Origin of the sequence: Streptomyces sp. NPDC091272, assembly GCF_044757485.1 — a bacterium.
Lineage (GTDB): Bacteria > Actinomycetota > Actinomycetes > Streptomycetales > Streptomycetaceae > Streptomyces.
Genome location: NZ_JBIVVC010000001.1, coordinates 1,144,852 through 1,171,203 on the forward strand (window position 1 = coordinate 1,144,852; position 26,352 = coordinate 1,171,203).

Here is a 26,352-nt window from a genome sequence, read left to right on the forward strand (position 1 = left end):
ACAGGCATGCCCAGCGTTCGCCCGCTCCCGCACCCCTCCCCGCGTACCACCCCGAACCTCGACGTGGTGGTGGTCGGGGCAGGCTTCGCCGGCCTGTACCAGCTGTACCGTCTGCGCGAACTGGGCCTGACGGTACGGGCCCTGGAGGCCTGTGACGACATCGGCGGGACGTGGCACCGCAACCGCTACCCCGGCGCACGCTGCGACATCGAAAGCACCTCGTACTCCTACTCCTTCTCTCCCGAACTGGACCAGGAGTGGGAGTGGAGCGAGCGGTACGCGACGCAACCGGAGATCCTGCGCTACCTCCACCACGTCGCGGACCGCTTCGCCTTACGCGCGGACATCTCGCTCCGCACGCGGGTGACCCGAGCGGTGTACGACGAGCGCGACCATCTCTGGCAGGTCACCACTGACACCGGGGAGACGCTCACCACCCGGTTCGTGGTCCTCGCCACCGGCTGCATGTCAGCCGTCAAGGACCTCGACATTCCCGGTGCCGCGGCCTTCGAGGGCCGGGCCCTGCACACCGCCGACTGGCCGCACGAAGGCGTCGACGTCACCGGCCGACGGGTCGCGGTGATCGGCACCGGCTGCTCAGGTGTCCAGGCCGTTCCGATCCTCGCCGAACAGGCAGCCGCCCTCACCGTCTTCCAACGCACCCCGGTATACGCGCACCCCGCCCACAACAGTGCGCTGCCCAGCGGGGAGTACGCCGAACTCAAGGCGCGCTACCCACAGTTCAGAGTCGCGCAGCGACAGTCCAGGGGCGGCACCGTCTTCGAACCGCCCACCCGGTCCGCCCTGGAGAGCGACGACGCCGAGCGCACCGCCACCTACGCGGCAGCCTGGGAGTCCGGCCTGCTCAGCGGCCTGCTGCGGACGTACAACGACATCCTCGTCGACCCGGCCGCCAACGAGACCGTCGCCGAGTTCGTCCGCGCCAAGATCCGTTCGATCGTCAACGACCCCGGCACGGCCGAGACGCTTTCTCCGCGCGGCCTCCCCTACGGCACCAAACGCCCCTGCCTGGACACCGGTTACTACGCCACGTACAACAAACCCCATGTCAGCCTGGTGGACCTCACCAGGACGCCGATCGTGCGGCTCACACCGCGCGGTATCGAGACCTCGGAGCGGGAGCACGCCTTCGATGTGATCGTCTTCGCCACCGGCTTCGACGCCATGACGGGGTCACAGGTCGCCATCGACATCGTCGGCAAAGGCGGCACGACACTGCGGAAGAAGTGGGCCCACGGCCCTCGCAACCACCTTGGCCTCCTGTCGTCCGGCTTCCCCAACCTCTTCACCGTGATCGGCCCGCTGAGCCCGTCCGTGCTCAGCAACGCGGTGGTGGCGATCGAACAGCACGTGGAGTGGATCACCGACTGCATCGCGCATCTGCGGGAGCACCGACTGACCGAGATCGACGCGACCGCGGACGCCGAGGCACAGTGGTGCGCCCACGTCGCCGAGCTCGCCGACCTGACGCTGTACCCGGCAGTAGCCTCCTGGTACACCGGGGCGAACGTGCCGGGTAAGCCCCGGGTGTTCCTCGCCTACACCGGAGGCCTGGACCGCTACCGGGCCCTGTGCGCCGCCGCCGCCCTGGACGGTTGCCGCGGCTTCACCCTGACCCCGACGACGGGGGCGTGACCCGGGGCGCGACGGACCGGAGGACGCTGAGCGGACAGCCGCCGACGTGACGCGACCGGGACCACCCCCGCTCACTCCGAGAGCACGATCCGCCTACCGGCGCCCCCAGTCTCGTGGAACGAGCGCCACAGAAAGCTGGGGTGCGAACGGATCCCCGTGGCCTCCGTGCCGAAGGGGTGAGCGAGGCATTGACCGCCTGCCCTACCGACCCCCGTTCGCAGCGCGGGCCCACTCGGTGACTTGAGGACCACTCACTCGGGAAGGTACGTACTTCGCGCGTCTTCCGGAGAAGCAGACCCACAAGTCCTGAGCATTGCTGGCCACGGGGACAGAAAGGTCCGATCGTCGCTTTCTACGGGTAGGCCTGCTTCAGCGCCCAGATCGCCCAGATGCTCACGCCCAGCGGAATCACGGCGGCCGTGGTGCCGAGCACTACCCCCGCCCGCGCCCGGAAGCGATCGGCGCGCTCCCCCCCGCATTCTGCCGAGAGCGACGGCGCCTGCGACGACCGCGGAGATCCCCAGAGGGACGGTGGAGCACCAGAGGAGAAGGCGCACCCCCACCGGGAACGGGGTGAGCAAGGGGAAGAAGATCATCAAGACGGCGAGGACACCCAGTGCGAGCGCCGCCGTGCCCCGCGACTGCGTCCGTGCCGTCGCCTGTTCACCCGGTCCTGCCATCTGTTCATCGGAACTCATGATCGGGATGCTAGGCAGCGGGGACCGCCTTCCGCCTGAGCGCGAGTACCTGGCCCTCCTGAGTAGCAGCCCGGAACAGCGTGCTCCGTGCCGCCCGCTCTCCGTTGCATCAGGCAACACCGGACGCCAACCGACTCCGCCGCCCGGTCCCTCGGCGTTTAGCGTTGATGTCGTAGGTGGACCGGGGTGACCAGTACCCGGTCGGCGGAGACCGGATCGTGCTTGGGCCCCGCACCTGGATGCTGCCTGCGGTTCCCGTCGCGCCGCACGTGCAGCGCAAACTCACACTGCGCTGCCCACGAACCGGCCAACTCCTCGCTCAAAATGCCGAGATGCGCGCGGGAAACGCCCGAGAAGGCTGGATGGGACAGGGCCGCACGGGCCCACTCCTTCGTCGTCACGCACAAGGAGCCCGCGCGAGCACCGGCACGTTACCCTCCACCGCCTCGTACGCGGCCTGATCAATCCTGTTCTCGGCCGGCTTCTGCCCTGGCAGCTCAACCCAGCGGTTCTGATCACCCTCGGGCGTTACGGCCGACGCCGCGCACAGTCTGCTCCCCCTGCTGGTCAAGATCGATGAAGAGACGAGAGTAGCCACCACAGCTGGGGGCACCACCATCGGTCCGTGACTCAGGTCCGTACAGAGCAGGCCATCCTGAACGCGGCCGGTCCGACCGTGTCTCATCGACATCTGTGTGAGACTCGGGTCATGGCCCCAGCGCCCCTCACAGATCATGATTACCGGGACGACTTCATCACTGGCATCCGAGCCGGTGACAGACGCTCTCCCGCGCAATGGATGCGCGCGATCACCGAGCAGGCCCCGCAGCCCATGCGTTTCATCATCCCCATCGGCTGGCGCGTCGCGCTCGGCCTTCGCCGACACCTTTCCCCTGACAACGTATTCGGGCTCCCGGTTCTGGACAGCACCGCGGACCGCTGTGTCCTTGAAGGCAGAAGCGCACGCGTCACCTTCCACATCGTCGTCACCCTCGACGAAGACAACGAGCGGGCCGCTCTCACCACGCTCGTGCGTTTCGAGAACCGTCTGGGGCGCTTCGCGTGGGTCTTTGGAGGTCCGATCCACCGCAGTTTCGCCCCTCACATGCTCCGCCGGGCGGCGTCCAGCCGACCGCGCCGAACCGAATGCGCGATCAGCGCACCGGAGGTAGCGAGCAGCGGAGGATCACCCCCAGAGGCACATTCGTAACTGGCCGTCCCAAGGCAGCCTGCGGCCGGGTCCACTTCCGCATCTGTCGGCGTGGCACCGCCGACGGCGCCGACGCTCTGTTCCGGTGTCTGGTCACGGCGGCGGAACAGGTGTCCATAGTGCTCATTGCTCGCCCCAGCCCGTCTCGCTGTACAGCTCCCCACTCCGGATCTTCGCGATAGCCAGTCGGGTGTAGGGGACGAGATTGTCGGGAAGGGCGGTGGGGTCCCAGAATTTCCACTGGGTGCACTTGTCCGGCTCCCGCAGTTCCGGCTCGCCGCTCCAGGCGCGGGCGCGGAAGAACAGGCCCAGGCGGGGCGGGTTCCTGGGCTTGCCGATGTGGTGGACGACGTGGATGAGTTCGACGTCCTTGCGCTCGATGTGCAAGCCGGCTTCCTCGTGTGCCTCCCTGATCAGGCAGGCGATGGCGTTTTCCTGTGCGAGGTGGCCGGCCAGGACGTGCCAGGTGGACGGCGCGAATGCGGAGTTGGGGTGGCGCAGTCCGAGCAGCACGGTTCCGTCGGGCCGCTCCAGGTAGAGGTGGACGCCGATGATGTTGGGGACCGTGTCGTGCGGTGAGGCCGGACTCTCCTCCTCGGGTCCGGGCCCGCTCTGCGTCGTCGGCAGGCTGGCGGCGTGGCGCCGTACGAGGTCGGCAGTGGTGTCTGTGATGCGCAGGCGGTGGAGGTCTTCGGGGGCGAACCAGGCGAGCATCACCCCCTCTGTCAGGCGGAGTTCGCGGGGATCGCCGTTCCAGCGGCCGGCATAGATGACGATGGGCACGCTCGCGCCCGCATCGTCGGAGGCGTACTCGGTGCCGAACGGGGTCAGGTCGACGAGGTCGAGGCCGGCCTCCTCGGCCAGTTCGCGCCGCACGGTGTCTTCCAGGGTGGCGTCCTGGCGCTCTCGGCCGCCGCCCAGCAGGGACCACATGCCCGGCTCCCAGATCCGGCCGGGGAAGTAGTCACGCAGGTGGAGCAGGTACTCACCGCGGTCGTTGTAGATCAGGGCGGAGGCGTTGGCTCTCTCCGGATCGGCCTCCGGCGTGAGCTTGAGGAGCTTCTCGCGCAGGGAGAGGGAAGGCACCCGGTCCACTGGACGCCACTCGATGCCTACGACCTCTTCTTCCTGCAGCACCACCTCCGCCTCGGTCTCGGTGTGCAGGCGGAAGAGGAACCGGAGGTCGAAGTGCTGGTGCCCGGGTTCACCCTTGCCCGGGTGGGCGTCGATGTCGTGGATGTCGATGTCGAACGGCACAGTCTCGTAGCTGGGCCACGGCGTGACGGCCTGGGGCGGAATCCCGGTCTCCTCGTGCAGCTCCCGCAACGCCGCCCCTGCCAGGGACTCGTCGGCGGGCTCGGTGTGTCCGGCGGGCGCGAGGACCTTCCCACTCGCCAGGTGCAGCACGTGCAGGACACGGCCGAGCGAATCGACGACGATCGCGCCGCAGGTGACGTGTCCGGTGAAGGTGGAGCGGCTGGCGATGTCGGTGGGACCGTCGAGGGCGTCGAGGAGGGCGCCGAGCTGCTCGCGCTCGTGGGGGTGGCGTGCGAGGTAGGTCTCGACGGTGGTGCGGATGTGGTCGTGCGACAAAGGCATGGGGCTACCTCAGAGGTACGTGGAAACGGGACGAGTCGAGGCGGGGTGTTCGTTCGGTCAGCTCAGCCGCATCCCCTCCGCAGGGATCTCCTCGATGGCGGCGGCGCGAGCGTCCGGCAGGCCCCGCCGGCGGTGACGACTCCGGCGCGGGCGCCGCCGGTGGCGTGCTGGGCAAGCGCGCCACCGGCGGGGAGGGACTTGTCGTCGGGGAGGGCGAGGACGCCTAGCACGCTGTGCGGCCACCTCGTGCGACCACCGCCGGGGCAGCGTCCACGCCTTCAGCAGGAACCGTGGGGTGACCACTGCGGCCGGGCCACCGGAAGACCAGGCGGCACTGCTCCTTGTCCAGGATGTCCCCCGCCGGTAGTTGGTCGTCGGGCGTGCCGGCCGGGTAGACGGTCAATCCCGGGTCAGCGTGTTTCTTGTTGTCGGCGGCGCGCACGTGTCGGTCCCAGGACCGCACCGTCGTCAGCAGGTGTTCGGCAAGTTGGGGGGCCTGGGCGCCGAAGGCGTGGACGAACCACTCCCACTCTTTGTCCTCCGGCCGCTCACCCTGCCGCGTTTGGACAGACATCAGGTAGGCCAGCGAGGCATCGCCGACGATCGCCGGCACGTCTTTGCCCGCGGTGATGGCGGTGACACCCTCTTCCGGGTCCTGGGAGGAGGCCAGGCGGCAGAAGTTGGGCAGGGTGGTGGCCGCGTACACCTGAAGGGACCCGAAGTAGGTGCCTTTGCCCGCGCCCATGGTGATGCCGGTGGCGACGTCGTGCCGCGGCCCGCGCAGGGCCTCTTCCAGCCCGTGGGTGGGGGCGGCATGGCCGTGCTCGAAGCGCAGTGCCAGACCGCCGTCGAGGAGGTTGACAACAGGAATGGTGCGGGCCTGCTGTCCTTGGTCGCGGACGAACCCGCAGTAGGTGTAGCCGCGCGCTTCGAGCAGCTGGCCGCGCCGTTCGAAGGTGATGGCCCGGGTGTAACCGCCGATCTCCAGCGGAAGGACCAGGCGTGCGCCCTCGGCCAGTTGCTCGTGCCAGGCGGGGGCGATGTCCCAGCAGTTGTAGGTGATCAAACTGGCGTCGAAGCCCCCGCGGGGCACGAAGGGGGCGGGCACCCCGAGAGCCCCGTCGGTCTCCACGACGGCGACACGGCCGCTGCCGGCCTCCGCGAGGAACCGGCGGGTGCGGTGCGCAACCCAGGGGTCGATGTCCACGGTGACCACGTGCCCAGTGGGTCCGGTGATGTGGGCGAGCAGTTCGGCGTTGTAGCCGCCGGATCCGGCCTCGAAGACGACCGCGCCCGGCGTCAGCTGCAGACTCTCCAGCATGTCGGCCTGCAGCCATGCTGCCGAGACCGAGCTGATCGCCCTCCCGGTCTGGTCGCGTCGGGTGATGACGGCCCGGTCGGTGCCGTCGTAGGCGTCCGGCAACGGGAACTCGGGTGCGAAACGGTGGCGAGGCACCGTCCGTAAGGCTTCCTGGACCGGTTTGGAGGTGGCCCAGCCCCCCGCGATGACCGTCTCGGCCATCTTGTCACGCAGGAGAGCGGCTTCAGCGGGTTCTCCGGGCACCGGCGGCATGGCAGTGGCGCAGCGGTAGGAGTGGACGGGCGGCAGCCCGGGCAGGATGCTGGGCCACACAGCGTCCAGCGCGGCGGCACTGGGCGCGAAGATCCTCCCCAGGGTGTCCAGGGAGTCCAGGGCGTGCCACTCCCAGCGGACGAATTGATCCGGTTCGGGCAGACCGAGTTCTCCCTCCCAGGCGCTGATGCGGACTACCGCGGTGATGCGGCGCACGTCGAGCCGGTCGTCGTGTAGCAGGGTCACGAGGTGGGCGTCCTCCGGACGCGCGCTCAGCGCGGTCTCTTCCGACAGCTCGCGCACCGCGGCTGCTGTTGCGCCTTCACCTGTCTCGATCCGCCCGCCGGGCAGCTCCCACATGTCACGGGTCGAACGGCCCAGCAGCACGCGTCCGAACGTGTCGGTGACGATGACCGCAGCGCCGAACACGGCCTGCGGGCCGGGACGTGACTTCTCCTCGGCGCTGAACGATCCTCGCCGACCCTGCAGAATCAGGACAGCCAGGTTGTCCGTGTCGAAGCGCTCGACGGTGAACCCGTCGGTGAGCGCGTCGAGTTCCTTCTCGTCGAGCGCGATGCTGCGCCGTGCGTCAGGTGTGCGCTCGGCGACGGGTGTAATGACGACGAGCTTTCCGTCCTTGGCCAGCCGTGCCGCCAGGCGGCGCAGGACATAAGCGCGCGAGGTGACGAAGGCAATGGCGAGCCGGACGACGATCAGTGCGTAGTCGTCGGCGAGGTCCGTCAGGACGTCGTCCTCGATGTCGAGGCGCAGCCAGCGTGCCCCCTCCAGGCCGGGATGCTCGGCGCGGGCCCTTGCGAGGGCTCCCTCGGCGAAGTCCACTCCGTCGACGGCGTATCCGAGAGAGGCGAGGTAGGCGGCCGTCCCGCCGGCCCCGCAGCACGCGTCGAGTGCGCGGCCCCCCTCGGGCACCGGACCGATGGCGCGGAGCAGGTGCTGCTCCTCCTCTCCCAGCGGCTGGAAGCTGCGCCCGTCCTGGAAGTGCTCGGTCCAGGCTGCCGGGGTGGTTCCCACAGAGTGCTCCTTAGGTCGTGAGGGGGCAGGTCGGTGCGGTGTTACAGGCGCGCGACGGTGAGCACGGCGCGCCCGTCGTGCGTATCGGGAAGGGAGGCCCGGCCGTTGCGGGGCGGGCCCTTGGCAGAGGTCTCACTCGGTGTTCCAGTCCCAGGCGCCGATGATGCTGCGGCCGCGGTGGTCAGTCGCTTCGTGGACCTGGGTGGCCTGCGGCGAAGGCGCGGAAATCGAGCTGCCGACCCGTCCGTCGGAGGCCTGCCGGGGCGGGACGACGTCGTCCGCGTAGGCCGCCTCGACGGACATCTCGGGGCGAAGGCGTGCCGGGGAACGGTACGGAACGCCTTCTCGACCCCGGGGCTGAGGATGCTGCCGTCAGCCAGGAGCAGGTCGGTGAGCTGGTCGCGCAGAGCGGGGGATCGAGCTTCTGCACGGTGGGGGCGCTGCCATGGTGATGGGGGGCCTTTCGGGCGGTGGTGTCATGCGGGGTCGGCGACAGTCGGCGAGGCGGGCCGGGGGATGGTGGCTGCGGAGGCGTACTGGGCGGCCTGGGCGTTGAACATGGCGGCGTACCTGCCGCCCGACGCCATGAGTTCGTCGTGGGTGCCGGACTCGACCAGCTGCCCGCGGTGCAGGACGTGGATGTGGTCGGCGTAGCGGACCCCGGACATGCGGTGGGTGACCAGGACGACGGCCCGGTGGGGTGCGGCGAGCTGCCGGATGCGGTCGAAGGCTTCGATCTCGGCCTCCGGGTCGAGCGCGGAGGTGGGCTCGTCCACGACGAGCACGCTGTCCGCCTGCGACGTGGTGCTCCGCCAGTGGGTTCGGGCGAGGCCGATCTTCTGCCACTCCCCGCCAGAGAGTTCGATGGCACCGCGGAACATGCGGGCCAGCAAACTGCGCAGGCCATCGGGGAGTTTGGCGATGACCGGGCCGGCTCCCGCGTAGTCGACGGACGGTTGCAGGTCCGCGGCTTCGGCAGGGTGAGAGGGGCGGCCGAGCCGGATGTTCATGGCGGCAGTCACCGGCCACCGCTGGAAGTCCTGGGTGAGCAGGGAGACGCGCTGGAAGACCTGGGCGCGGTGGAGGCCGGCGACATCCGCCTCACCCCATCGCAGCGTGCCGGCCTGGGGGAGAAGCAGCCCGGAGAGGATCTTCATCAGGGTGCTCTTGCCGGAGCCGTTCTCTCCGACCACTGCGGTGACCGACCCCATGGGCAGGGTGAGCGAAACCCCGTCCAGTGCGGGCTCCGCGCGGTCCGGATAGTGGTAGGCGACCTGGTCGAGAACGACCCGTTCGACCTTCTCGGGGACCGGGTCACCGCCCTGGGGGATGGCGCGTTCGGCGGCCTGGGCGAGGAAGCGGCCGTGGTCGCGGACGTACAGGGACTCTTCGTGCAGGTGATTGACGTTCATCACCAGGGCGCCCAGACTCGCCGAGCCGGACCGTACGGCGATCACGGCGGTACCGGCGACGGCCAGGCTCATCCGGCCGCTCGTGATCAGCCAGAACATAGCCCCGTACGTCGCCGCCGTCGCCAGCCCGGACAGTGCGGACGCGACCCACTCGGTGACTGCCTTGCTGGAGGCCAGTCGCTCCTGTTCGGCCTCGGCGCTCCGGGCCATGCCCTCGTACCGGCTGAGCAGGAAGGGCCCGACGCCGTGCACGCGTACCTCCTGGGCAGCGGTGCGGTCGGTGAGCAGATTGCCGATCAGGCGGCTTGCTCGGACGTGCTCGATCCAGCTCATCACCGACACGTACCGCTCCTGCGCCACCCGCATGGCACCCCAGCCGCGCGGGGCCGCGATGAGGATCAGCATGGGGAGGAGCACGGGGTCCAGGGCAGTGAGTACACCGGCCGTCGCGAACAGGGAGATGGTGCTGTTCAGGGCGGCGACGCTGACACCGATCATGCGGCGCGCGGAACCAGGTCCCTGCTGGGCGACGTCGATCAGCCGACGGAAGTCGGGATCGTCGATCGCTTCCAGTTCCACGGAGACGGCGGCAGCCAGGTACTGGGTGGTGGCGATTCGCTCGACGAGCGGCTCCAGACGTCCCGCCCGAGAAGTGGACCACCCCGCCAGGGCAGAGTTGACGACGGCGATGGCCGCGACGGCGAGCAGGGCCGGCAGCAGTGCGTGCACCCGGTCGACGGGGGTGCCAGAGCCGCCGAGCAGGGCGTGCATGACAGCGTTCACGGCGAGGAGGCCCACTGCGGCGGCGATGCCCTGGCCGACCTCGCTGACCATCACGGCGAGAAGTCCTCGGCGATCGGCAGTCCATGCCATGCGTAACGTGGCGCCGACCAGGGAGGGCATGGACCGCAGGGCGGACAGCATGGTCAGGTCGAGGGCGGCGTGCTCGTGCTTGGACCAGCCCAGGTCGTAGCGCAGTGGCCCGCCGAACAGTTCCTGTTCGGCGTCGGAGACCTTGGGCTCGGCCATTCGTACAGGGCCGAAGAATCGCTTCATGAAGTGCCTCCCGTGCTGGGCCAGTTGGGTGCTTGGTGCGAGAGGCCTTCGGTGAGCAGCTGAAAGGCCGCGGCCGTGTCGGCATCGCAGTTTGCTGGGGGATTGACGATCGGGACCCAGAAGAGTTCCTGTTGCTCGTGCAGCTTGGCGCTGTGCGGGTCAGCGGGCCAGGTCTGGGTGAACACAACGGTGACGCGGTCCGCCCTTTCGGGCACGTGCTGGTGGAGGAGACCGACGAACTCCTGGTTGCGGGCGCTGATCCGGACGCCGGCTTGCTCCTGCGCTTCCCGCCGGGCCGCGTGGTCCAGTGGTTCGGCGGAAAGCAGCGGGCCACCACCGATGAGCGCGAACTGACCTGGCGCCCGGTCCGTGCCGGGCCTTCGCGGTACGCACAGAGCGGTCCCGTTCTCCCGCAGCGGGATCTGCACGACGTCCGCAGCCAGCGGCTGGTACCCGTCGCTCATCGCCGCTCCTCCCGCGTGCGGCGCTCGACGGTTCGCCGACCGCGCTCGGTCACCTGGGGATCACCATGGCGAGGGCCGTGAACCAGTGCGCTGGCCGCATCGGCGGCCGAGATCGTTACCAGCGCCGGTTCCTCCACATCGGACAGAGCACGCCCGTACCCGTCGAAGAACGCCGCACGCAGCTCCGAGCGAAGGGGCCAGTGGGCCGTGGCGAGCCTCCCGAGGTCCGCGACGGGCGGAACCGGCGCGCTGCGCTCCAAGTCGATCAGCGCGCAACGCCAGCCGTCCCACAGGAAGTTGCGTTCCCGGAAGTCGCCGTGGAGCAGTCCGGCGGGCAGGGGGCCGAGGGAAGGGAGGGCACTGACACGGCGTCGGAGCATGTCGGACTCAACAGCCGACAGGTGATCGCCGGCAGCGGCCAGGTGCTTGTCCAGGACCGCCACCGCACCTTCGATGACGTGCACGGCCTCGGTCTGGGCTGCACGGTCCACGTACGCGTCGTGGAAACGGCGTAGGAGCCGGCCCGCCTGCGTGTGCGCGGCCCGCCGCGTACTGGATGAGGGTTCCTCCTTCAGGGGCTGGCCGTCCACGGCGGTCAGGACCATGGCGCGCAGGTCTGCGGAACTGTCCTTCAGAACAGGGGCGTTGCCGAAGCCGAGGCGCGGGACGGCTGCACGGTAGGCGCGCGTCTCGCGGGTGCAGGCGAGCGGCTGGGGTGCGACCTTTACGAAGTGGCGGCCGACCGGGCCGGCCACCTCCCAGACCCGTGAGTTCTCCCGTTCGTGTGAGGCGTCTCGGACATTCTGGGCCGGCCCCACGACCGGTTCCACCCACTGGGCCAGTGGCTGGGGCAGGGCTGCGGACTCCGTCATGCCCGGTACCTCGTCTCGGGCCGTGACTCCCCGGCGAGGAACCCGGTGCAGCCGACGGCACAGCGCCCGCATGTGCCCGGGAGGGGGGCGGAATTTTCGAACGCAGGATGAACGGCGGCAGGGTGATACATGCGATGCATGAGAGCTCCTCGGGCACGATGCGGACAGGTGATCGGGTAACTGGGCCGTTCATGTCGCCGTCACGGGTATGCGGGGGCGAAATCTAGAACGAAATGTCGAACGGGCCGCCGGCCCTAGGCGCGGCTGCGATATCAGTGCCGTGATGCGGCGTTCGATCACTCCTGTGGGTTTGGGTCCTCCTTGTGGGGGATTGCAGGGAGGAGCAGCGGGACGGGCTTCGCACTGGCAGCGTCTTCGGCGCGGAGAACGGACCCGTACTTCGGCGTGGAGCCGTCTGCAGGGCCGGCCCTGGCAGCGGCTTGCGCTGTCATCGGCGTCGGCGGTGCGCACCTCGCGCTCGGTGAGCACGACCGGCTGACCGGTGCCCGCCTCCTGGCCCACCCCGACATCCGCCAGCGCGAGGCGGTGCAGCAGCCGTTCGCTCGGAGGATGCGGTGCTCCCAGGCCGGGGCCGGAGAGGCGGGCGCGCCGCGTTCCGTCGTCCACACCACCGTCCCCGCCCACCGCGCATCCGCCGACCGGAACAACAACCCCGCCTCGACCATCAAGCGCACCCGGGTACGAGCCGTCCCCACTTGCCCGCCCCAGCACGCAGCCACCGCCTGCCGCAGCGTCAGCGACCCGTTACCTGGTGGCCAGCGCGAGCAGCCGCTCGTCCGCGCCAGTGCGTACCCAGCCGTCGCCCCGGGCCTCCCCGGCGCCCTGCACCGTGCAGGTCGCCGCCGTGGAACCACTCGTCCAGGGCCGCCCCGCGGTTCTCGTACGGGGCACGCAGGCGCAGTACCGCTACGTCGGCGTGCTCCGGCCGGTCGACAGGCGTCGCGTAGCCGTCGAGCGCCTGGGCTTCGAGGCCTTCGGCGTACACCCGCGAACCTTCGGCGAGCGGGAGGACCGGCGCTGCCGGCTCGACGGGCCCGGTGTTCTTCAGCAGGACCAGTGACCTGCGCTGGGCTTCCTGCCCCGCCCTGCGCAGCGCGGGCGCGCCGACCGTTTCCGCGGCGGCCTCCGCGTCGACACTAGCCGTGCGTTTCCACCCGAGCGGCCCGTCGTCCGCTGACCGGGGCCCGGAGGGTCGCAGCGGACCGCGGCATCAGTTCTCACACGTTCAGCAAGTTCTCACACGTTCAGCAAGGGACGGGGGCACCGGCCCGCGTAGGAGAGGGACGGTCGTCAGTAGGTCATTCCCATCGTGGCGCGGACCTCGGCGAGGGTGGCCTCGGCGACGGCATTCGCGCGTTGGTTGCCGGCGTTCAAGAGACCACACTCGACGAACTGATCCGCGTCGTCGGCCGCCGATGGGCCGTTGAGGAAAGCTTCCAAGCAGGAATGCGGCCTGGACGACTACCAGGTCCGCCGCTGCCCCGGCTGGCACCGCCACATCACCCTGGCCATGGCAGCCCACGCCTGCCTGACCGTCCTGCGGGCCCGCGCGCTCGACACGGAGAAAGGAGAAACGGATTCTCCCAGCTCATCGCCCTGACTCTCCCCGAAATCAGGCGACTGACCACCCGCCTGACCCGGCCTTGCGCCAACCTCATCGACCATGACCTGCACTGGTCACACTGGCACCGCCGACGACAGTTCCAAGCCCGGGTCAGCCACTACAAACGACGCGGCCACACACCACCAGTGACGGTCGAGGACTCGTGGTTGCGCATCGAGAACTGGTTGTGTGAGTACGCCCCAGCTGCATACAGGTCGCTTCCTCTCGCTGCGGACTCTGCCGCCGTGCGAGCGGCGGAACGTCAGTGCGGGCTCGTAGTTCCCAAGGACCTGGTGGCATCCCTGCGCCGTCATGACGGCTCAGGAGAGGGCCTGCTGCCCGGCAACCACCGCCTGTCCGGCGCAGCCGAGATTGCGAGAGACTACGAGTGGTGGATCGGGTCAGAGCAGCGGGATATTCCCGATGAACTGCGCTATTGGCGTTCATCTTGGCTGCCTCTCTCCGGAAATGGTGCCGACAGTTCCCTCTTCGTGGAGATGGCGCCAGGTGAAGAGCGTGGTCGCATCGGTGAGCATACCCACGGTGATGGTGGACGATTCGACGACCTGCCCCAGTACAATTCTCTGTCAGCCCTGCTCAGCTGGGCCGCGCAGGCACTGTCCGACGGCTCTGCCACGGATGTTCTGGACTCTGTGCTCACCCGAGATGAACAGGGGTTTCCGGACTGGGAGGACGCGGACGCTGAACAGGATGGCACGTCGGTGATCTGGGACATGGCAGCTTTGGAGAAACGCTATGGACAGCTCTGATCCCCACGCATCGTGATTACGGGCAGCACCTCAAGGTTTCGAACCCTGAGCGAGTTTCGCATATCACCGGCCTGCTGCGGCCAAGCCGCCAAATGCCGTGTCGAGTGACGAGTTGGTGCGTGATAGCGGGTGGGCACGCTGCGAGCTCGTGCGGTTCCAGCAGTCCGACAACCGACGGCATCCGCAACCTCCGAGGAGCGACGACATCACAGGTCACAACTCCCACGGAATCACCGCCCCTACTTCTGAACAGCGAAAACGCCGCCCTCAAGTCCGGAAAGACAAAGACAACAGCTTCCAACAAGCTCGCTCACACAGGCCCGGCGGCAAACCGGACAGCATCCCCGCCCACGGACTGCTCCGAAAGGGTGCGCAGGCGGCCGCTGCCGGCGACGCCGGTCCGGTCGGTGACGGGTTCGGCCGCGTAGCGGCTCATCGCGTCGGCACAGGACTGTGGGCGGCGACAGCCGCGCACCACGTCTGCGGACACCCGACGCCGCCTCCGGCTGTCGCTGGTACTCCGTACGTCCGCGTTCTCACCCGTGCTTGGGCCCGTCGTGCCGCATCGGGGTGAGTTGTTCAATGTCGTACCGGGCGCGGAGCGCGGCGATGGCGGCGAGATCGGATGCGCCGCCGTGGTCGAGGATGTCGAGGAGCTCCTCGAAGTACCGCTCGTGGTCCGGTGGAGGTGAGGACTGGAAGAACATCCTCGCGCTGCTCCCGGAGCGGTTGGCGAAGGCGTGTGGGCAGCCCGGCGGCACCACGATGACCGTGCCTTGCGTCGCGCGGACCGTCCGTCGTCCCGACGCCGACTCCCAGTGCCGCCAGTCGTCCGCGGTCCGCACCCGAGGCTCGAAGGCGAGGACGTCCAGCTCGCCCTCCAGCACGTAGAACAGCTCCTCGCTCCGGGCATGCACATGGGCGCCGACGTCGAACCCCGGGGGCACGACGACCTCGAAGCTCGATGCCGCACGGGAGTGTTCGCCCGTGACCTTGAACGTCACCTGCTGGGCCGGGGTGCGCAGCGTACGGCCGTGGCCGTTCGGGACGAACAGCCCCTGCCGTGCGGCGGACGGCGTCGTGCCGGGCCCTGTCACCAGGTCACCGGCAGTGACTCGGGCCCGCGGATGAGGGCGCCGCGACGGAAGCGGAGCTCCTCGACGGGCACGGCGAACCGCAGGCCGGGGAGGCGGTCCGCCACGGCGTCGATCAGCAACTCCGTCTCCAGCTTGGCCAGCATCGCTCCGACGCAGTAGTGCGGGCCGTACCCGAACGACACATGGGGCTTCGGGGTGCGGTCGAAGTCCAGCGTCTGCGGGTCGGCGAAGACCGAGGGGTCCCGGTTGGCCGCCAGGTAGGACACGTAGACGGGCTCGCCGGCCCGGATGCGCGTCCCGGCGACCGTCACGTCCTCGGTGGCGATCCGGGACAGTCCCACCGCGTTGCGGTGCGGGATGTAGCGCAGCATCTCCTCGATGGCACGCGGACGTACCTCAGGTTCCGTCCGCAGCCTGGCGAGCAACTGCGGGCGGGTGAGCAGCAGGTAGACCATGTTGCCGACGTTGTTGGTGACGGCCTCGCCACCGATCTGGATCAGCAGCGAGAGCCCGACCGCCTCCGAGCGGGTGAGCTCGTTGTTCTCCACCGCGGTGCCCAGCAAGCCCAGAACGGACTCTTCGTCCGCGGAGCCGGGCCGGTCCAGCAGCTCGGCGAAGCAGGCGCACATCTCTTCCTTGGCCTGCTGGCTGCGCTCGGCGCCCTGCGAGGAGGAGAGGATCAGATTGGTCCACTCGTGCATCCGCGCCCGGTGCTCGGCCGGTACGCCCATCAGGTCACACACCACCGCGAGGGGGAACGGTGCCAGCAGGCGCTCGGTGAGGTCGGCGGGCGGACCCTCCCGGAGCACCTCCTCGACGAGCTCGTCGAGAGTGGCCTGCGCCTGTTTGCGCAGGCGTTCCACCCCCCGGGAGGTGAACGCGGGCGCGACCGCGCGGCGCAGCCGTGTGTGGTCGGGCGGGTCCTCGAACCCGACCGCCCCGTCGACCGGGATGAAGTGCGGGGCCAGCCGGGTGACGTCCTGTCCGGCCACCAGCTTCCGGCTGAACCGGGGGTCGTTGGCCACGGCGCGTACGTCGTCGTAGCGCGTCACCAGCCAGGCCCAGCCGTCGCCGTGCGGCAGCTTGAGCCGGGTGACCGGCCCCTCCTCCATCAGCTCGGCGAGCACCGGGTCGAAGTCCGTCCCGAACAGGTCCAGGGCGGGCCAGTCCCGTACGGGCGGCAGGGCGGTGTTCGTACTGTCCAGCACGGTGGCGTTCCTTTACGCGGAGGAGCGGAGGGGGTGGAGGAGAGGAGTGGAGGGGAAAGGTGGCGGGGAGAGGGGAGCAGAAAGCGGGCGCGGGGAGGCGCGGTCGTCAGTCGGAGACCGTCCAGCGGCCGAGCGACATCTCGGCCGTGATCCCGGGGCCGAACCCGGCGAGCAGACCCCGCCCCGAGTGCTCCGCGCCCCCCTCGTCGAAGAGCCGTCGAAGCGCATCCAGGACGACGGCGCTGGCGATGTTCCCGTACTCGGTGAGGGTGGCCCGACTGAAACGGAAGGCTTCGGGCACCACCCCGAGGTACTTGCTGAGGTCGTCCAGGATCCGTGGCCCGCCGGCGTGGATGATGTAGAAGTCCAGTTCGGCGGCGTCCCAGCCGTGCTGTCCCGCCAGTGCCTTGAGGGCGGGCGCGAGCGGTTCCATCGTGCCGGGCACGCGCTTGTCGAGCTTGAAGTGGAATCCGGTGGAGCGTACGTCGTAGGCGATCCAGTCCTCCGTGTGCGGCACCAGATGGGAGGCGTTGCGCTCCAGCGAGACGCCGGTGCCACCGCTTCCCCGTACGACGGCCGAGGCGATGCCGTCGCCGAACAGGCCGTTCGACAGGAGGTTTCCGACCCCGAGGTCGTCCGGCTGGTAGCACAGCGAACAGAACTCGCAGGCGATGATGAGGGCGTTCGCCTCGGGGTAGGCGGTGCAGAAGTCGTGCGCGCGGTTGATCGCCGCACCGCCGGCCGCGCAGCCGAGCTGGGCGATGGGTAGCTGCCGGGTGTCGCTCCGGAAGCCCATCGCGTTGATCAGCCATGCGGTGAGCGAGGGCATCATGAAGCCCGTGCACGACACGTAGACGATCAGGTCGATGTCCTGCGCCCGCAGTTGCGCCGCGTCCAGTGCCTCCTGGACGACGGCGGGCACCCGCGCCTTGGACTCCCGCTCATAGACGACGTTACGGGCCTCGAACCCGTCGTGCCGGAGGGTTTCCTCGATCGGGCGCAGTAGGTGCCGCTTCTGCACGCCGGTGTTCTCCATCAGACGCAGCGCCAGCGGCAGCTGAGGGTGGTCCGCGTGAAGGGACCGGGCGAGATCAAGCGTCTGCTGCAGTGTGATCACATGTTCGGGGACCGCTACCGCGGGTCTGCACAACGTGGCCATGGCTCATCCCTTTCGCTGACGTACTCAAAGGATCACGGGGCCACGGCCGTCCGGCACGCCGAGAATGCATCGCTGCTCGCGGACGCACGGGCTACGGAGGGGCGCGGGCCGACCCGTCAAGAGCTGGGCGCCGCCCCGATGTGCCTGGTGGGCCCCACATGCTCCGCGTCCTCGCCGCATTTCCGAGGGCCCGGACCGCGCGATCCTCCCGCTGCACCACAGCGGCGGGGACACTGCTCCAGTCCAGTGCCTGCGGCGCATCCTCGGGGAGGTACACCAGCGCCCGTCTTCTTCCAGGCGTCCCGTCCGTCGAAAGCGGCACTGGATGCGCTGACGGGAGGGCTTGCCGCGGGCAGCGCAAGGCGAAGCCACCCAGGTGACGCCTCATCAGCGGCCGCGCATTTAGGCACGGTTTCTCGGATCATGTTCTGAGCCGGATGACGAGGGCTGCGAGGGTGACGGTGCCGAGGTAGATGTAAGCGCGTTTCTCGTGGCGGGTGGCGACGGCGCGGAAACCTTTCAGGCGGTTGAATGCGCGTTCGACGGTGTTGCGCTTCTTGTGTCGCTCGCTGTCGAAGCCGGTGGGGCGGTCGCCTCGGGAACTGCGATTCTTGCGGTGTTCTTGCTGGTCGAGGCGTTCGGGGATGGTGTGCCGGATGCCGCGCCGTCGCAGGTGACGACGGTTCTTTTGAGAGGTGTAGGTCTTGTCCGCCAGGACATGGCCGGGCCGGGTCCGGGGTCGGCCGGCTTTGGTGCGGGGCACGGAGACCTGCGCCAGCACTCGCTCGAACTGGGGGCCGTCGCCGTAGTGTCAGAGCGAGGGCGAGGGGTCTGCATCGCCCGTCCGCGGCAAGGTGGATATTGGTGGTGAAGCCGCCGGGGGGAACGTCCCAGGCACTCGCCGACATGACCACTTCCTCCAGCGGGACCGTAAGTTTCCTCAACAGCGGATCGACCTGGTTCGTCCTCCCGGCGACCCCCTTTGAGGGACCGCGACCGCAGGTGCCTTACGCGCGCCGGCGGCGTGCTGGTGGGCCCGCACAGCTGTCGAATCCGCCGAGACGTCCCAGTCGATCTGGCCTGCGGCGTCCTCGGCCGCCTGGATCCGCGACAGCAGCATCGTCCATGTTCCATCCGCTGACCAGCGGCGATGGTGCTTGTAGCCGGTCTCCCACGGTCCGAACCGCTCCGGCAGGTCCCTCCGCTGCACGCCCGTCCGGACCCGGTAGAGAATCCCGTTGATCACCCGACGGTGGTCACTCAGCCGGCCCCCGCGGGCCCCACCAGGAGGCAAGAACGACCCAAGCCGGTCCCACTCCGCATTCGTCAGGTCACCACGGCCCGTACAAACAGCCTGACCTCAACACCCCACGCACGTCAGGTGATCCGAGAAACAGTGCCTAGCGGCGTTGCTATCTGGCTGTGGGCGGCCTTGCGAAAGCATGGGCGCGTTCTTGGCCGGAGAGGGCGCCGATCGCCTGAATGATCTCGTCGGTGGCAGCTCGACGGGCCTGGGCGGGACGGATGTCCGTGTCGAGTGCGCTGCAGTGCAGCGGCCTGCCGAATTCGACGGTGATGCGGTGGTAACGGGGAAGTCGTCGGCCGACGGGCTGCAGCCCGTCGGTCCCGGTCAGCGCTACCGGCACGACGGGGGCGCCGGTTGCCAGGGTGAGCCAGGCGACTCCGGTCCGCCCGCGGTAGAGCCGGCCGTCGAGTGAGCGTGTGCCCTCGGGGTAGATGCCGAAGGCGCGGCCGTCGGCCAGGACGCGTTCGGCTGCTTCCAGCGAGGCATGCGCAGTGCGATGGCCGCTGCGGTCGACGGGGATGCACCCGAGGGCGGTGAAGGACCAGCGTACCAACGCACCCTTGAGGCCCGGGCTTGTGAAGTACGTGTCCTTGGCGAGGAAGTGGACCGGACGAGGGGCCAGCAGCGCGATGACGATGCTGTCGATGAAGGAGAGGTGGTTGCTGGCCAGGATGACCGGTCCGTGCCGTGGGACGTTGTTGCGGCCGCGGACGGCGGGCCGGCAGACCACCCGGAACAGGGGGGTGAGCAACAGCCGGGTGAGGCGGTAGAGCATCGGTTGTCCTTTCAGGGGCAGGTGACGACTTGGCCGGCCCAGGACAGGCCGCCACCGAAGGCGAAGAGCAGTACCGGGGTGCCGGAGGGGATCTCGCCGCGCTCGACCAGTTTGGACAGGGCGAGTGGTACGGAGGCGGCGGAGGTGTTGCCGGAGTCGATGACGTCGCGGGCGATCACGGCGTCCTTGCTCAGGCCGAGCTGCCGCACCAGAGAGTCGACGATTCGCAGGTTGGCCTGGTGCGTAACGACACCGGCCAGGTCTGCGGGGGCGATCCCGGCGCGGCGGCAGGCATCTCGGGCGATCGTGGCCAGCTCGGTGGTGGCCCAGCGGAAGACTGTTTGGCCCTCCTGCGAGAAGTACGGCTGCCAGGCGTCCACCAGCCGTACCGCGTGCCCACGCGTGGGGTCGGAGCCCCAGACGACAGGACCGATCCCGGCGTCGTTGTGTCCGGTGGCGCTGATCACGGCGGCGCCCGCGCCGTCGCCCAGCAGCACGCAGGTCGAGCGGTCGGTCCAGTCGGTGACATCGGACATCTTCTCGGCCCCGATGACGAGGGCGTGCCGGGCGGCCCCGGCGCTCACCGAGTGGTCCGCGCAGGCGAGCGCGGTACAAAAGCCGGCACAGCCGTTGTTGAGGTCGAAACAGACAGCGGCGGGAACACCGAGGCTGGCAGCGACCTGGGCGGCGATGGACGGGCAGCGGTCGATGGCGGAGCAGGTCGCCACGGTTACCAGGCCGATCTCGGCCGGGGCCAGGCCGGACGCGGCCAGCGCCTTGGCGGCAGCCGCCGAAGCCAGGTCGGCGACGGACTCCTCTTCCCCGGCAATCCGGCGGGTCACGATCCCTGTGCGCTGTCGTATCCAGGCATCGCTGGTGCTCACCATGCCTTCCAGCTCGAAGTTGGTCAGCACGCCAGAGGGCTGGTAGTGACCCAGGGCGGTGATGCGGGACCCGGACAAGGGCCTCTCCTTTCGATCAAGCCGAAGTATGGGTTCCGGGAATATAGCAACCGATCGATCGGAAGTTAAAGAGGTTGCGGTCGGCTATGCTCGGTATCCATGAGCCCTCGGAACTCGGTCGCAGAAGCACGCCGCACCCGACAACGCGTTGTGGACCGCGGCCTGGCCCTTGCCTCCGTGGAAGGGCTCCAGGGCCTGACCATCGGCCGGCTCGCGACCGAGCTGCAGATGAGCAAGGCCGGAATCCTCGGACATTTCGGCACGAAGGAGGGCCTCCAGCTCGCTGTCGTCGACGCCGGGGCGGAGTTGTTCGCCCGCGAAGTGCCGCAGCGGGTGAGGAGCGTGCCGCCGGGGCTACCGCATCTGCGTGCCGTGTGTGAGGCGTGGGTGTCGTATCTCGAACGGGAAGTGCTGCCCGGCGGCTGCTTCATCACCGCGGCCACGACAGAGTTCGATGGGCGACAAGGACCTGTGCGTGACGCTCTCGCGGGCATGAACGCACTGTGGCAGCGCGACCTGCGGCTCGATGTTCAGCGTGCGGTGTCAGCCGGTGATCTGCCGGCTGACACGGACCCCCACCAACTGGTCTATGAGCTCGTCGGAATCATGCTGGCACTCAATTACTTCCTGCAACTCCAGCATGACCCGTCCGCCCCGACGCGCGCTCGCAGCGCTGTGCGCCGGCTCCTGGGTACCTGATGCGATGGAGGTCCCGAATGGCTTCGCCGCCGTCATCGTGGCCGTCGGGGGTGTGATTGTGGTGAGTCGTCATGGTGCGGCACGGCTCCCGGGATGTCAGACCGTGGCGGGTTGTGCGGCCGGCCGGGGTGTGGCCGGCTCCAGGCGCCGGGCGCGCACGGCCGGGGTGATCACGACTGCCGGGATCAGCAGGTCGTTGACGAGGACTCCGCCGGTGGGGCCGGAGAATGCTCATCGCCCGCGCATCACCGTGACGCGCTCGCACGCAGACGCGGACGTGGAGGCGGCCCTGAAGTTCATGACCGCCGGCCCGAGGTTGGCGAAGGCGATCCAATGGGAATCCGCTGCAGGGTGAGACCCAGTGAAGCGGTCTGCGGCTGGGGAGACGCCAGCACCCTCGTCGTGCTCATCCTCAAGTCCGTGAAGCTGGTGTGCTGCGCGCAGGCCGGGGTTCACATGGGCGAGGAGTGTTCCGGGCCCAAGCTGCTTCATCTCGCGGTCATGGCCGCATCCCGGCGAACGGGGCGTCGAGAATTCGGTCGACGTATGCGTGGGTCGGTGGCTCCTTCGTGATCGGCAGGGGGAAGTACAGCGGGCCGGAGAGGACCGCCACAAGGCCAGCCCCGACCCTCACTCTGTTCCCAGGTGGACGGTCATGGCCGGTCCCGGGGCAATGAATCTGATGTCCTGCGCACCCTGGCACCCCGTACGCACGAATAGCCCAGGACGGCGTCGCAGTTCATCGCGGGCCGGCGTGTACGCGTTCGCCGCGGTGATGGGGATGGCGGACGTCGTCCGGGGGTGCTTCGTCCCAGCCGATCAAGGCGGGACGGGTGCCGAGGGCGAGCGGCGTGAGGGCGTAGGCGAAGGCGGCGAGCTGTGTGCGGTCTGCCGCACCGAGCCGACGCGGGGTGGTGTGGTGGTTGTCCATCGGTGAAGAAGGGCCGCCCGCGTCGGCGGGCGGGAGGCGGCTTCGACGATGCGGCGTTGCAGGTACGCGTCCGTGCACGGCCCCTGCCCGGTACGAGCTGCGCGTCCTTCAGCTGATGCGTGCCTCTGCACCCGGGTCCAGGTCCGTTCTTGTGCCAACTGTTCCTGATCTTGCTTCGGGAAAGCCTCGCTTGTGAAAGACCACGACTGAACGAGGGACGAGCCCCACCACTTCTGTACCTACTAGTATGTACACTAGACGTATGAGCACTGCTGAACGTCTCATCGAAAGCACCCAGGAACTGCTTTGGGAGCGCGGCTACGCAGCTACCAGCCCCAAGGCCATCCAGCAGCGGGCTGGAGCCGGACAGGGCAGCATGTACCACCACTTCGCGGGCAAGCCTGATCTGGCACTCGCCGCGATCAGCCGTACCGCTGAGGAAATGCGCGCCAAGGCCGAAGCGCAGTTCTCCGCTCCCGGTTCCGCCGTGGAACGGATCACCTCGTATCTGCTCCGCGAGCGGGAGGTCCTCAGGGGCTGCCCGATCGGAGGTCTCACGCAGGATCCGGACCTCATGGCCGACCCGGCCCTGCGGGCGCCCGTTGAGGAGACCCTTGCGTGGCTGCGTGGACGTCTCGCCGAGGTCGTGGCCGAGGGACGCGGAACTGGCGAGCTGGACGCCGCACTGGACCCACAAGCCACCGCAGCGACGATCGTCGCGGTTCTGCAGGGCAGCTACGTGCTGGCCCGCGCCGCCGACTCCGTGGCCCCGTTCGACCAAGCGATCGCCGGGGTGTTGGGGCTGCTGGCCGCGCATACCGCGATCGCCGGCAAGTAGAGGAAGTTCGCCCTTCATGCATGTTTCTCGCCTGGCACCGGCCAGCGCCGCCGCACCGCCTCAGTGGGTCGTCGGAGCCGCATGGTGCGAGGAGGTCGCCGCACCCGAAGGTCCTTCGCGCGTGCGGGTCGACAGCGTCCACTTCGCGCCCGGCGCCCGGACCGTGTGGCACCGCCACCCCCTGGGGCAGGTGCTGCACGTCACCCAGGGAGCCGGACTCGTTCAGTGCCGCGGCGGAGCGGTGGAATCCATCCGCGTCGGCGACAGCGTGCGCATCTCCCCGGGTGAGTGGCACTGGCACGGCGCCGCTCCCACAACTTTCATGACCCACCTGGCCATCCAGGAGGTTGCCAGGGACGGTACCGAAGCCGAACGTGGCGCAACCGTGACCGACACCGAATACCTCGCCGGTCCGCCGACCCTCTGACCACCAAGAAGGGCAACACCCTTTATGTACGCCAAGCAGTACGAGATCACCCTGCCCGCCGACTACGACATGGAGATCATCCGCAAGCGGGTGGCGGCCGGCGGCCACGTCCTCGACGACCGTGCCGGACTGGGCCTGAAGGCATACGTTATCCGCGAGCGTGGTATTGACGGCTCACCGGTCAATCAGTACGCGCCCTTCTACCTGTGGAATGACACCAGCGCGATGGTTCACTTCCTCGTCGGCGGGGGTGGATTCCAGAACATAGTCCGCGACTTCGGGCGCCCTGCCGCACTCCACTGGGCCGGCATCGCCTGCCACGCCGGCCCCGCCCGCAGGACATTCCCCCGGGCAGCCTCCCGTCGCCTCACTCCGATCCCTGCCGATTCTGACCCCGAGGCCACCGGCCTCGGCCTTGCCTCGCTGATCGAACGGGAGGTCGAGGAGCTTCGCGGGATCGCTCGCCGCGAAGACGTACACACCGTCGCCCTGGCCTTTGACCCCCAGTCCTGGCAGCTGATGCGGTTCGTCTTGTGGGAGGACGTTGTGGCACCGGACGAGGCAGCCACCGAGTGCTACGAGGTGCTGCACCTGTCCGCTCCCGGCATGACCCGCCTCCTTGAGGGGCAAGTCTGGTAAGGCTTGGTCTGGTAAGGCTTGACGGACTTGTTGGTCAGGAAGGACCTGCCGGCGGACCGCCCGCCACAAGTCCTCGAAGGCCGCCGCCGCGGAGCACGCGGTCTCCCTCCTGCCCTGAAGCCGCCACCATTGATCATCAGGCCGTCGCGGGCAGCCGGCATGAACTTCACCGCATTGTTCTGCAGCCGTCCGAGCATCAGGCCGGGCACCCTCAAGCTCATCGGTGTCTCCCGCAGGCGCAGGTTCACATGCGTCGCGGTGCGGTGCAGGTCACGCAGGCCGCGGCGCCGGTGGCTGAGATCCGTGTACTGCTGCAGCGAGAGCCGCGGGGTGGGAGTGAACGTGTCCCGGATCCGGCGCCACTGCTGCCAGCCCTCCCACCTCGTGCGGTCGGGCGGCGGCCCGCTCCGCAGGTAGGGGAGCGATCGGGTTCTCGTCCTCGGCCGGCCGGTCCGTCACCGTGCTTCTCCTCGTCGCTCTGATCGTCCTCGGACAGGAGGAAGACGTTGCGTTCCCGGAAACTGGACCCCAGCGCGGGCGGGATCTTGGGGGCGCCGGGAGCGACCTCCCGCCTGCGACGGCGTTCGTCCGCCAGCAGGAACGACAGGCGCGGAACGTCGTAACCGGCGTCCAGGACAAGGAGAATAGCCAGATCGCCGGGCTTCCACTGGCCGGCGGCGACCAGGCGCTCGGCAACCTCGCGGACCTGGACGGCGGTGACCGCCGCGACGTCGGCACCCGGCTCCAGCGGGACCGCGTCCAGCAGCGCGGTCCAGGAGGTGCGTCCCACCTGCAGTGCCGCGACGATCGAGTACGGCCGGCCCGGGATCATCCGGTGCTCGTTCTTGGCCCGGCCGTAGGTGTGGCAGAAAGAGCGGTACGGCGACGTGTTTGCGTACGGCCGCAGCAGCCGCGGGCTGTCATCCGCCGCGAGCCCCGGGCCGCCGCCGGCGGCCCGGGGCAGCGGCAGCCCGGCCAGCGCTCTTCGCAGTCGTGCGACGTCGACGCGGCCGCGGTTGAGCCCGGCATGCAACGCGCCGTGTCCACGCCGGTGTTCGGGCGCGAGTGCGAGATCAACCAGAGTCTTCAGGGGCCCGTCGGAGCAAAGCAGTGCGTCGTAGAGCTCAACAGTTCATCGCCCCGTCTGGTCAGGCGCGCATACAACTCCGACCGGAAGTGTGATGCTTCCGCGGACGCCTCCGGCGGACATCCTCATCCAGCAGACTCGATTCCACGGCCTTCGTTACGGTCACGTACGCTTCTTGGTCGGAGCACAGGATCGGGCGAAGGCCGCCCGGATGTCCGCTGAACTGCGAAAACACGGCTCAAGTTCGTAGTCCCTTCGACACTGGGTCGATAAGCGACAAGTTCAGGGCCTGTTCCGCGTGCACGGCCCCCGGCCGGGCGACCGGCTGAGCGTGCCCGCATCGTCCGGCGCGCGGGTCACGGTGCGCACGGTGGACTGGGTGCGGCGTCCGACCGGCTCTGTCAGCGCGACTGCCCGTACGTCGCCCGTGACAACCGCACCGCCCTCGACGCCGCCCACGCCACTTTCCAGTTCCTCGCCCCGCACTCACCCCGACGTCGAGGCGTTGTACGCCCACGGGTTCCCAGTACTGACCCGGGAACTGCCACAGCGCGCCCGTGTCTTCAGCGGTGCGGCAGTCGGGTTCATCGGGCACGCGGCCGACCCCTACTATGCCGACGTCGGCCCCTGGCCAGAACTGCTGATCGACGTACGCACACTGTGCGGCCAACCGGCCGCATCAGCGCAACGACCGCTCAGCATCCGCAGCACGAAGGACCTCCACTGACCACCCCGCGAGCCCGCACCCACCCCAAGCAGGTGCGGGCGGCCCTGATGCCTGACTCTGGCGCGCTCAGGTGTGAACGGGCAACTGCCGGGCGAAGCGGCGGGCAACGTCGGTGAAGGCATCCGGGTCGTCGAAGTTCGCGAGGTGTCCTGCCCGCGGATCAATTCGATGCGGGCGTTGGGAGGCGCGTGGGCGAAGGCCCTCTCGCCGGATCGGAAGACGGTGTCCTTCTCGCCATTCAGGATGAGTACCGGAGCCGCCCCATGGCGCATCGCACCGCGTCGAACCGGCCTAGAACCTCGCCCCAGGCGGCTGGCAAAGCGTGGAAGGCGTATCCGGAGAGGATGGTCGCTTTCACCACTTCGGGAGGGTAGAGCCGGCGCAGCAACCGGTCGTGATGCTCGGCGTTGGTTTTTTAGTGGTTCGGTGTTCTGTATTCAGTGATGGTTCAGCGTGTGTGGCTTGAGGTTTGTCTGGTGTGCTGAACTCGGGACGCCGGGTTGTCACTGAAAGCTGGCGCCGAGTCCCGGT

Annotated in this window: 20 protein-coding genes and 4 pseudogenes; 9 read left to right on the forward strand and 15 right to left on the reverse strand. The window is 69.0% G+C overall.

Translation table 11 applies throughout. From position 1 onward, the window contains the following. Positions 1-6: 6 nt before the first annotated feature. Entirely contained in the window at positions 7-1,656 is a 1,650-nt protein-coding gene (locus ACIQM4_RS04755) for a flavin-containing monooxygenase (protein WP_401585917.1), read from the forward strand. 1,407 nt (positions 1,657-3,063) lie between these two features. After that, positions 3,064-3,564: a DUF2867 domain-containing protein gene (locus ACIQM4_RS04760; RefSeq protein WP_401585920.1), complete on the forward strand. Its 501-nt coding sequence runs from the start codon at positions 3,064-3,066 to the stop codon at positions 3,562-3,564. A gap of 123 nt (positions 3,565-3,687) precedes the next feature. Here ACIQM4_RS04760 and ACIQM4_RS04765 read toward each other — a convergent pair whose 3' ends face one another. The 6 genes from ACIQM4_RS04765 to ACIQM4_RS04790 all read right to left on the reverse strand — a co-directional run bounded on the left by ACIQM4_RS04765 (position 3,688) and on the right by ACIQM4_RS04790 (position 11,572). Beyond that, positions 3,688-5,163 carry an NUDIX domain-containing protein gene (locus ACIQM4_RS04765; RefSeq protein ID WP_401585923.1) on the reverse strand — a complete coding sequence of 492 codons (1,476 nt, stop codon included), beginning with the start codon at positions 5,161-5,163 and terminating at the stop codon, positions 3,688-3,690. Positions 5,164-5,386: 223 nt separating this feature from the next. Further along, positions 5,387-7,768, reverse strand: coding sequence for a methyltransferase, FxLD system (fxlM, locus tag ACIQM4_RS04770; protein ID WP_401585926.1), 2,382 nt, complete (start codon positions 7,766-7,768; stop codon positions 5,387-5,389). A 132-nt stretch (positions 7,769-7,900) separates the two neighbouring features. After that, complete coding sequence (locus ACIQM4_RS04775; RefSeq protein ID WP_401585929.1) at positions 7,901-8,071, reverse strand: hypothetical protein; 171 nt, start codon at positions 8,069-8,071, stop codon at positions 7,901-7,903. Positions 8,072-8,244: 173 nt separating this feature from the next. After that, on the reverse strand, positions 8,245-10,236 hold the full coding sequence (locus ACIQM4_RS04780) for an ATP-binding cassette domain-containing protein (RefSeq protein WP_401585931.1): 1,992 nt from the start codon (positions 10,234-10,236) through the stop codon (positions 8,245-8,247). Continuing rightward, on the reverse strand, positions 10,233-10,700 hold the full coding sequence (locus ACIQM4_RS04785; protein WP_401585934.1) for an NUDIX domain-containing protein: 468 nt from the start codon (positions 10,698-10,700) through the stop codon (positions 10,233-10,235). The genes ACIQM4_RS04780 and ACIQM4_RS04785 overlap by 4 nt, the downstream gene beginning before the upstream one ends. Then, positions 10,697-11,572 (reverse strand): aminoglycoside phosphotransferase family protein, encoded by an 876-nt coding sequence (locus tag ACIQM4_RS04790; RefSeq protein ID WP_401585937.1) that lies wholly within the window; start codon positions 11,570-11,572, stop codon positions 10,697-10,699. The genes ACIQM4_RS04785 and ACIQM4_RS04790 overlap by 4 nt, the downstream gene beginning before the upstream one ends. Positions 11,573-12,437: 865 nt before the next feature. Here ACIQM4_RS04790 and ACIQM4_RS04795 point away from each other — a divergent pair. From ACIQM4_RS04795 to ACIQM4_RS04805, 3 genes and pseudogenes are all read left to right on the forward strand, one after another. Beyond that, positions 12,438-12,653: a hypothetical protein gene (locus ACIQM4_RS04795; protein WP_401585940.1), complete on the forward strand. Its 216-nt coding sequence runs from the start codon at positions 12,438-12,440 to the stop codon at positions 12,651-12,653. 317 nt (positions 12,654-12,970) lie between these two features. Then, a pseudogene (locus ACIQM4_RS04800) lies at positions 12,971-13,193 on the forward strand (IS701 family transposase); the annotation flags it as partial. Positions 13,194-13,342: 149 nt separating this feature from the next. Then, the gene (locus ACIQM4_RS04805) at positions 13,343-13,966 is read left to right on the forward strand and encodes an SMI1/KNR4 family protein (protein ID WP_401585942.1); all 624 of its coding nucleotides are present in this window, start codon (positions 13,343-13,345) and stop codon (positions 13,964-13,966) included. Between the two features lie 536 nt (positions 13,967-14,502). Here the strand turns inward: ACIQM4_RS04805 and ACIQM4_RS04810 are convergent. The 6 genes and pseudogenes from ACIQM4_RS04810 to ACIQM4_RS04835 form a co-directional block, all read right to left on the reverse strand. Beyond that, positions 14,503-15,063 carry a cupin domain-containing protein gene (locus ACIQM4_RS04810; protein ID WP_401585945.1) on the reverse strand — a complete coding sequence of 187 codons (561 nt, stop codon included), beginning with the start codon at positions 15,061-15,063 and terminating at the stop codon, positions 14,503-14,505. After that, entirely contained in the window at positions 15,060-16,268 is a 1,209-nt protein-coding gene (locus tag ACIQM4_RS04815; protein WP_401586151.1) for a cytochrome P450, read from the reverse strand. The genes ACIQM4_RS04810 and ACIQM4_RS04815 overlap by 4 nt, the downstream gene beginning before the upstream one ends. 109 nt (positions 16,269-16,377) lie before the next feature. After that, positions 16,378-17,430 carry a type III polyketide synthase gene (locus tag ACIQM4_RS04820; protein ID WP_401585947.1) on the reverse strand — a complete coding sequence of 351 codons (1,053 nt, stop codon included), beginning with the start codon at positions 17,428-17,430 and terminating at the stop codon, positions 16,378-16,380. A 421-nt stretch (positions 17,431-17,851) separates the two neighbouring features. Beyond that, positions 17,852-18,760 (reverse strand): annotated as a pseudogene (locus tag ACIQM4_RS04825) (IS5 family transposase). 82 nt (positions 18,761-18,842) lie between these two features. Continuing rightward, positions 18,843-19,511 (reverse strand): lysophospholipid acyltransferase family protein, encoded by a 669-nt coding sequence (locus tag ACIQM4_RS04830; RefSeq protein ID WP_401585950.1) that lies wholly within the window; start codon positions 19,509-19,511, stop codon positions 18,843-18,845. Positions 19,512-19,522: 11 nt separating this feature from the next. Further along, on the reverse strand, positions 19,523-20,473 hold the full coding sequence (locus ACIQM4_RS04835) for a beta-ketoacyl-ACP synthase III (RefSeq protein ID WP_401585952.1): 951 nt from the start codon (positions 20,471-20,473) through the stop codon (positions 19,523-19,525). 99 nt (positions 20,474-20,572) lie between these two features. Between ACIQM4_RS04835 and ACIQM4_RS04840 the strand changes: the two genes are divergently transcribed. Next, complete coding sequence (locus tag ACIQM4_RS04840; protein WP_401585954.1) at positions 20,573-21,172, forward strand: TetR/AcrR family transcriptional regulator; 600 nt, start codon at positions 20,573-20,575, stop codon at positions 21,170-21,172. 739 nt (positions 21,173-21,911) lie between these two features. Here ACIQM4_RS04840 and ACIQM4_RS04845 read toward each other — a convergent pair. Next, the gene (locus tag ACIQM4_RS04845) at positions 21,912-22,103 is read right to left on the reverse strand and encodes a hypothetical protein (protein WP_401585957.1); all 192 of its coding nucleotides are present in this window, start codon (positions 22,101-22,103) and stop codon (positions 21,912-21,914) included. 262 nt (positions 22,104-22,365) lie between these two features. Here ACIQM4_RS04845 and ACIQM4_RS04850 point away from each other — a divergent pair, with 262 nt between their 5' ends. The 3 genes from ACIQM4_RS04850 to ACIQM4_RS04860 are packed head-to-tail and all read left to right on the forward strand — an operon-like array spanning position 22,366 to position 24,007. Continuing rightward, positions 22,366-22,941 carry a TetR/AcrR family transcriptional regulator gene (locus ACIQM4_RS04850; protein WP_401585959.1) on the forward strand — a complete coding sequence of 192 codons (576 nt, stop codon included), beginning with the start codon at positions 22,366-22,368 and terminating at the stop codon, positions 22,939-22,941. Positions 22,942-22,957: 16 nt separating this feature from the next. Then, complete coding sequence (locus ACIQM4_RS04855; protein WP_401585962.1) at positions 22,958-23,368, forward strand: cupin domain-containing protein; 411 nt, start codon at positions 22,958-22,960, stop codon at positions 23,366-23,368. 24 nt (positions 23,369-23,392) lie between these two features. Next, positions 23,393-24,007, forward strand: a complete 615-nt coding sequence (locus ACIQM4_RS04860; protein WP_401585964.1) for a DUF4865 family protein — start codon at positions 23,393-23,395, stop codon at positions 24,005-24,007. A 592-nt stretch (positions 24,008-24,599) separates the two neighbouring features. Here ACIQM4_RS04860 and ACIQM4_RS04865 read toward each other — a convergent pair. Next, a pseudogene (locus ACIQM4_RS04865) lies at positions 24,600-25,171 on the reverse strand (transposase); the annotation flags it as partial. 716 nt (positions 25,172-25,887) lie between these two features. Further along, a pseudogene (locus ACIQM4_RS04870) lies at positions 25,888-26,218 on the reverse strand (alpha/beta fold hydrolase); the annotation flags it as partial. Positions 26,219-26,352 lie beyond the last annotated feature (134 nt).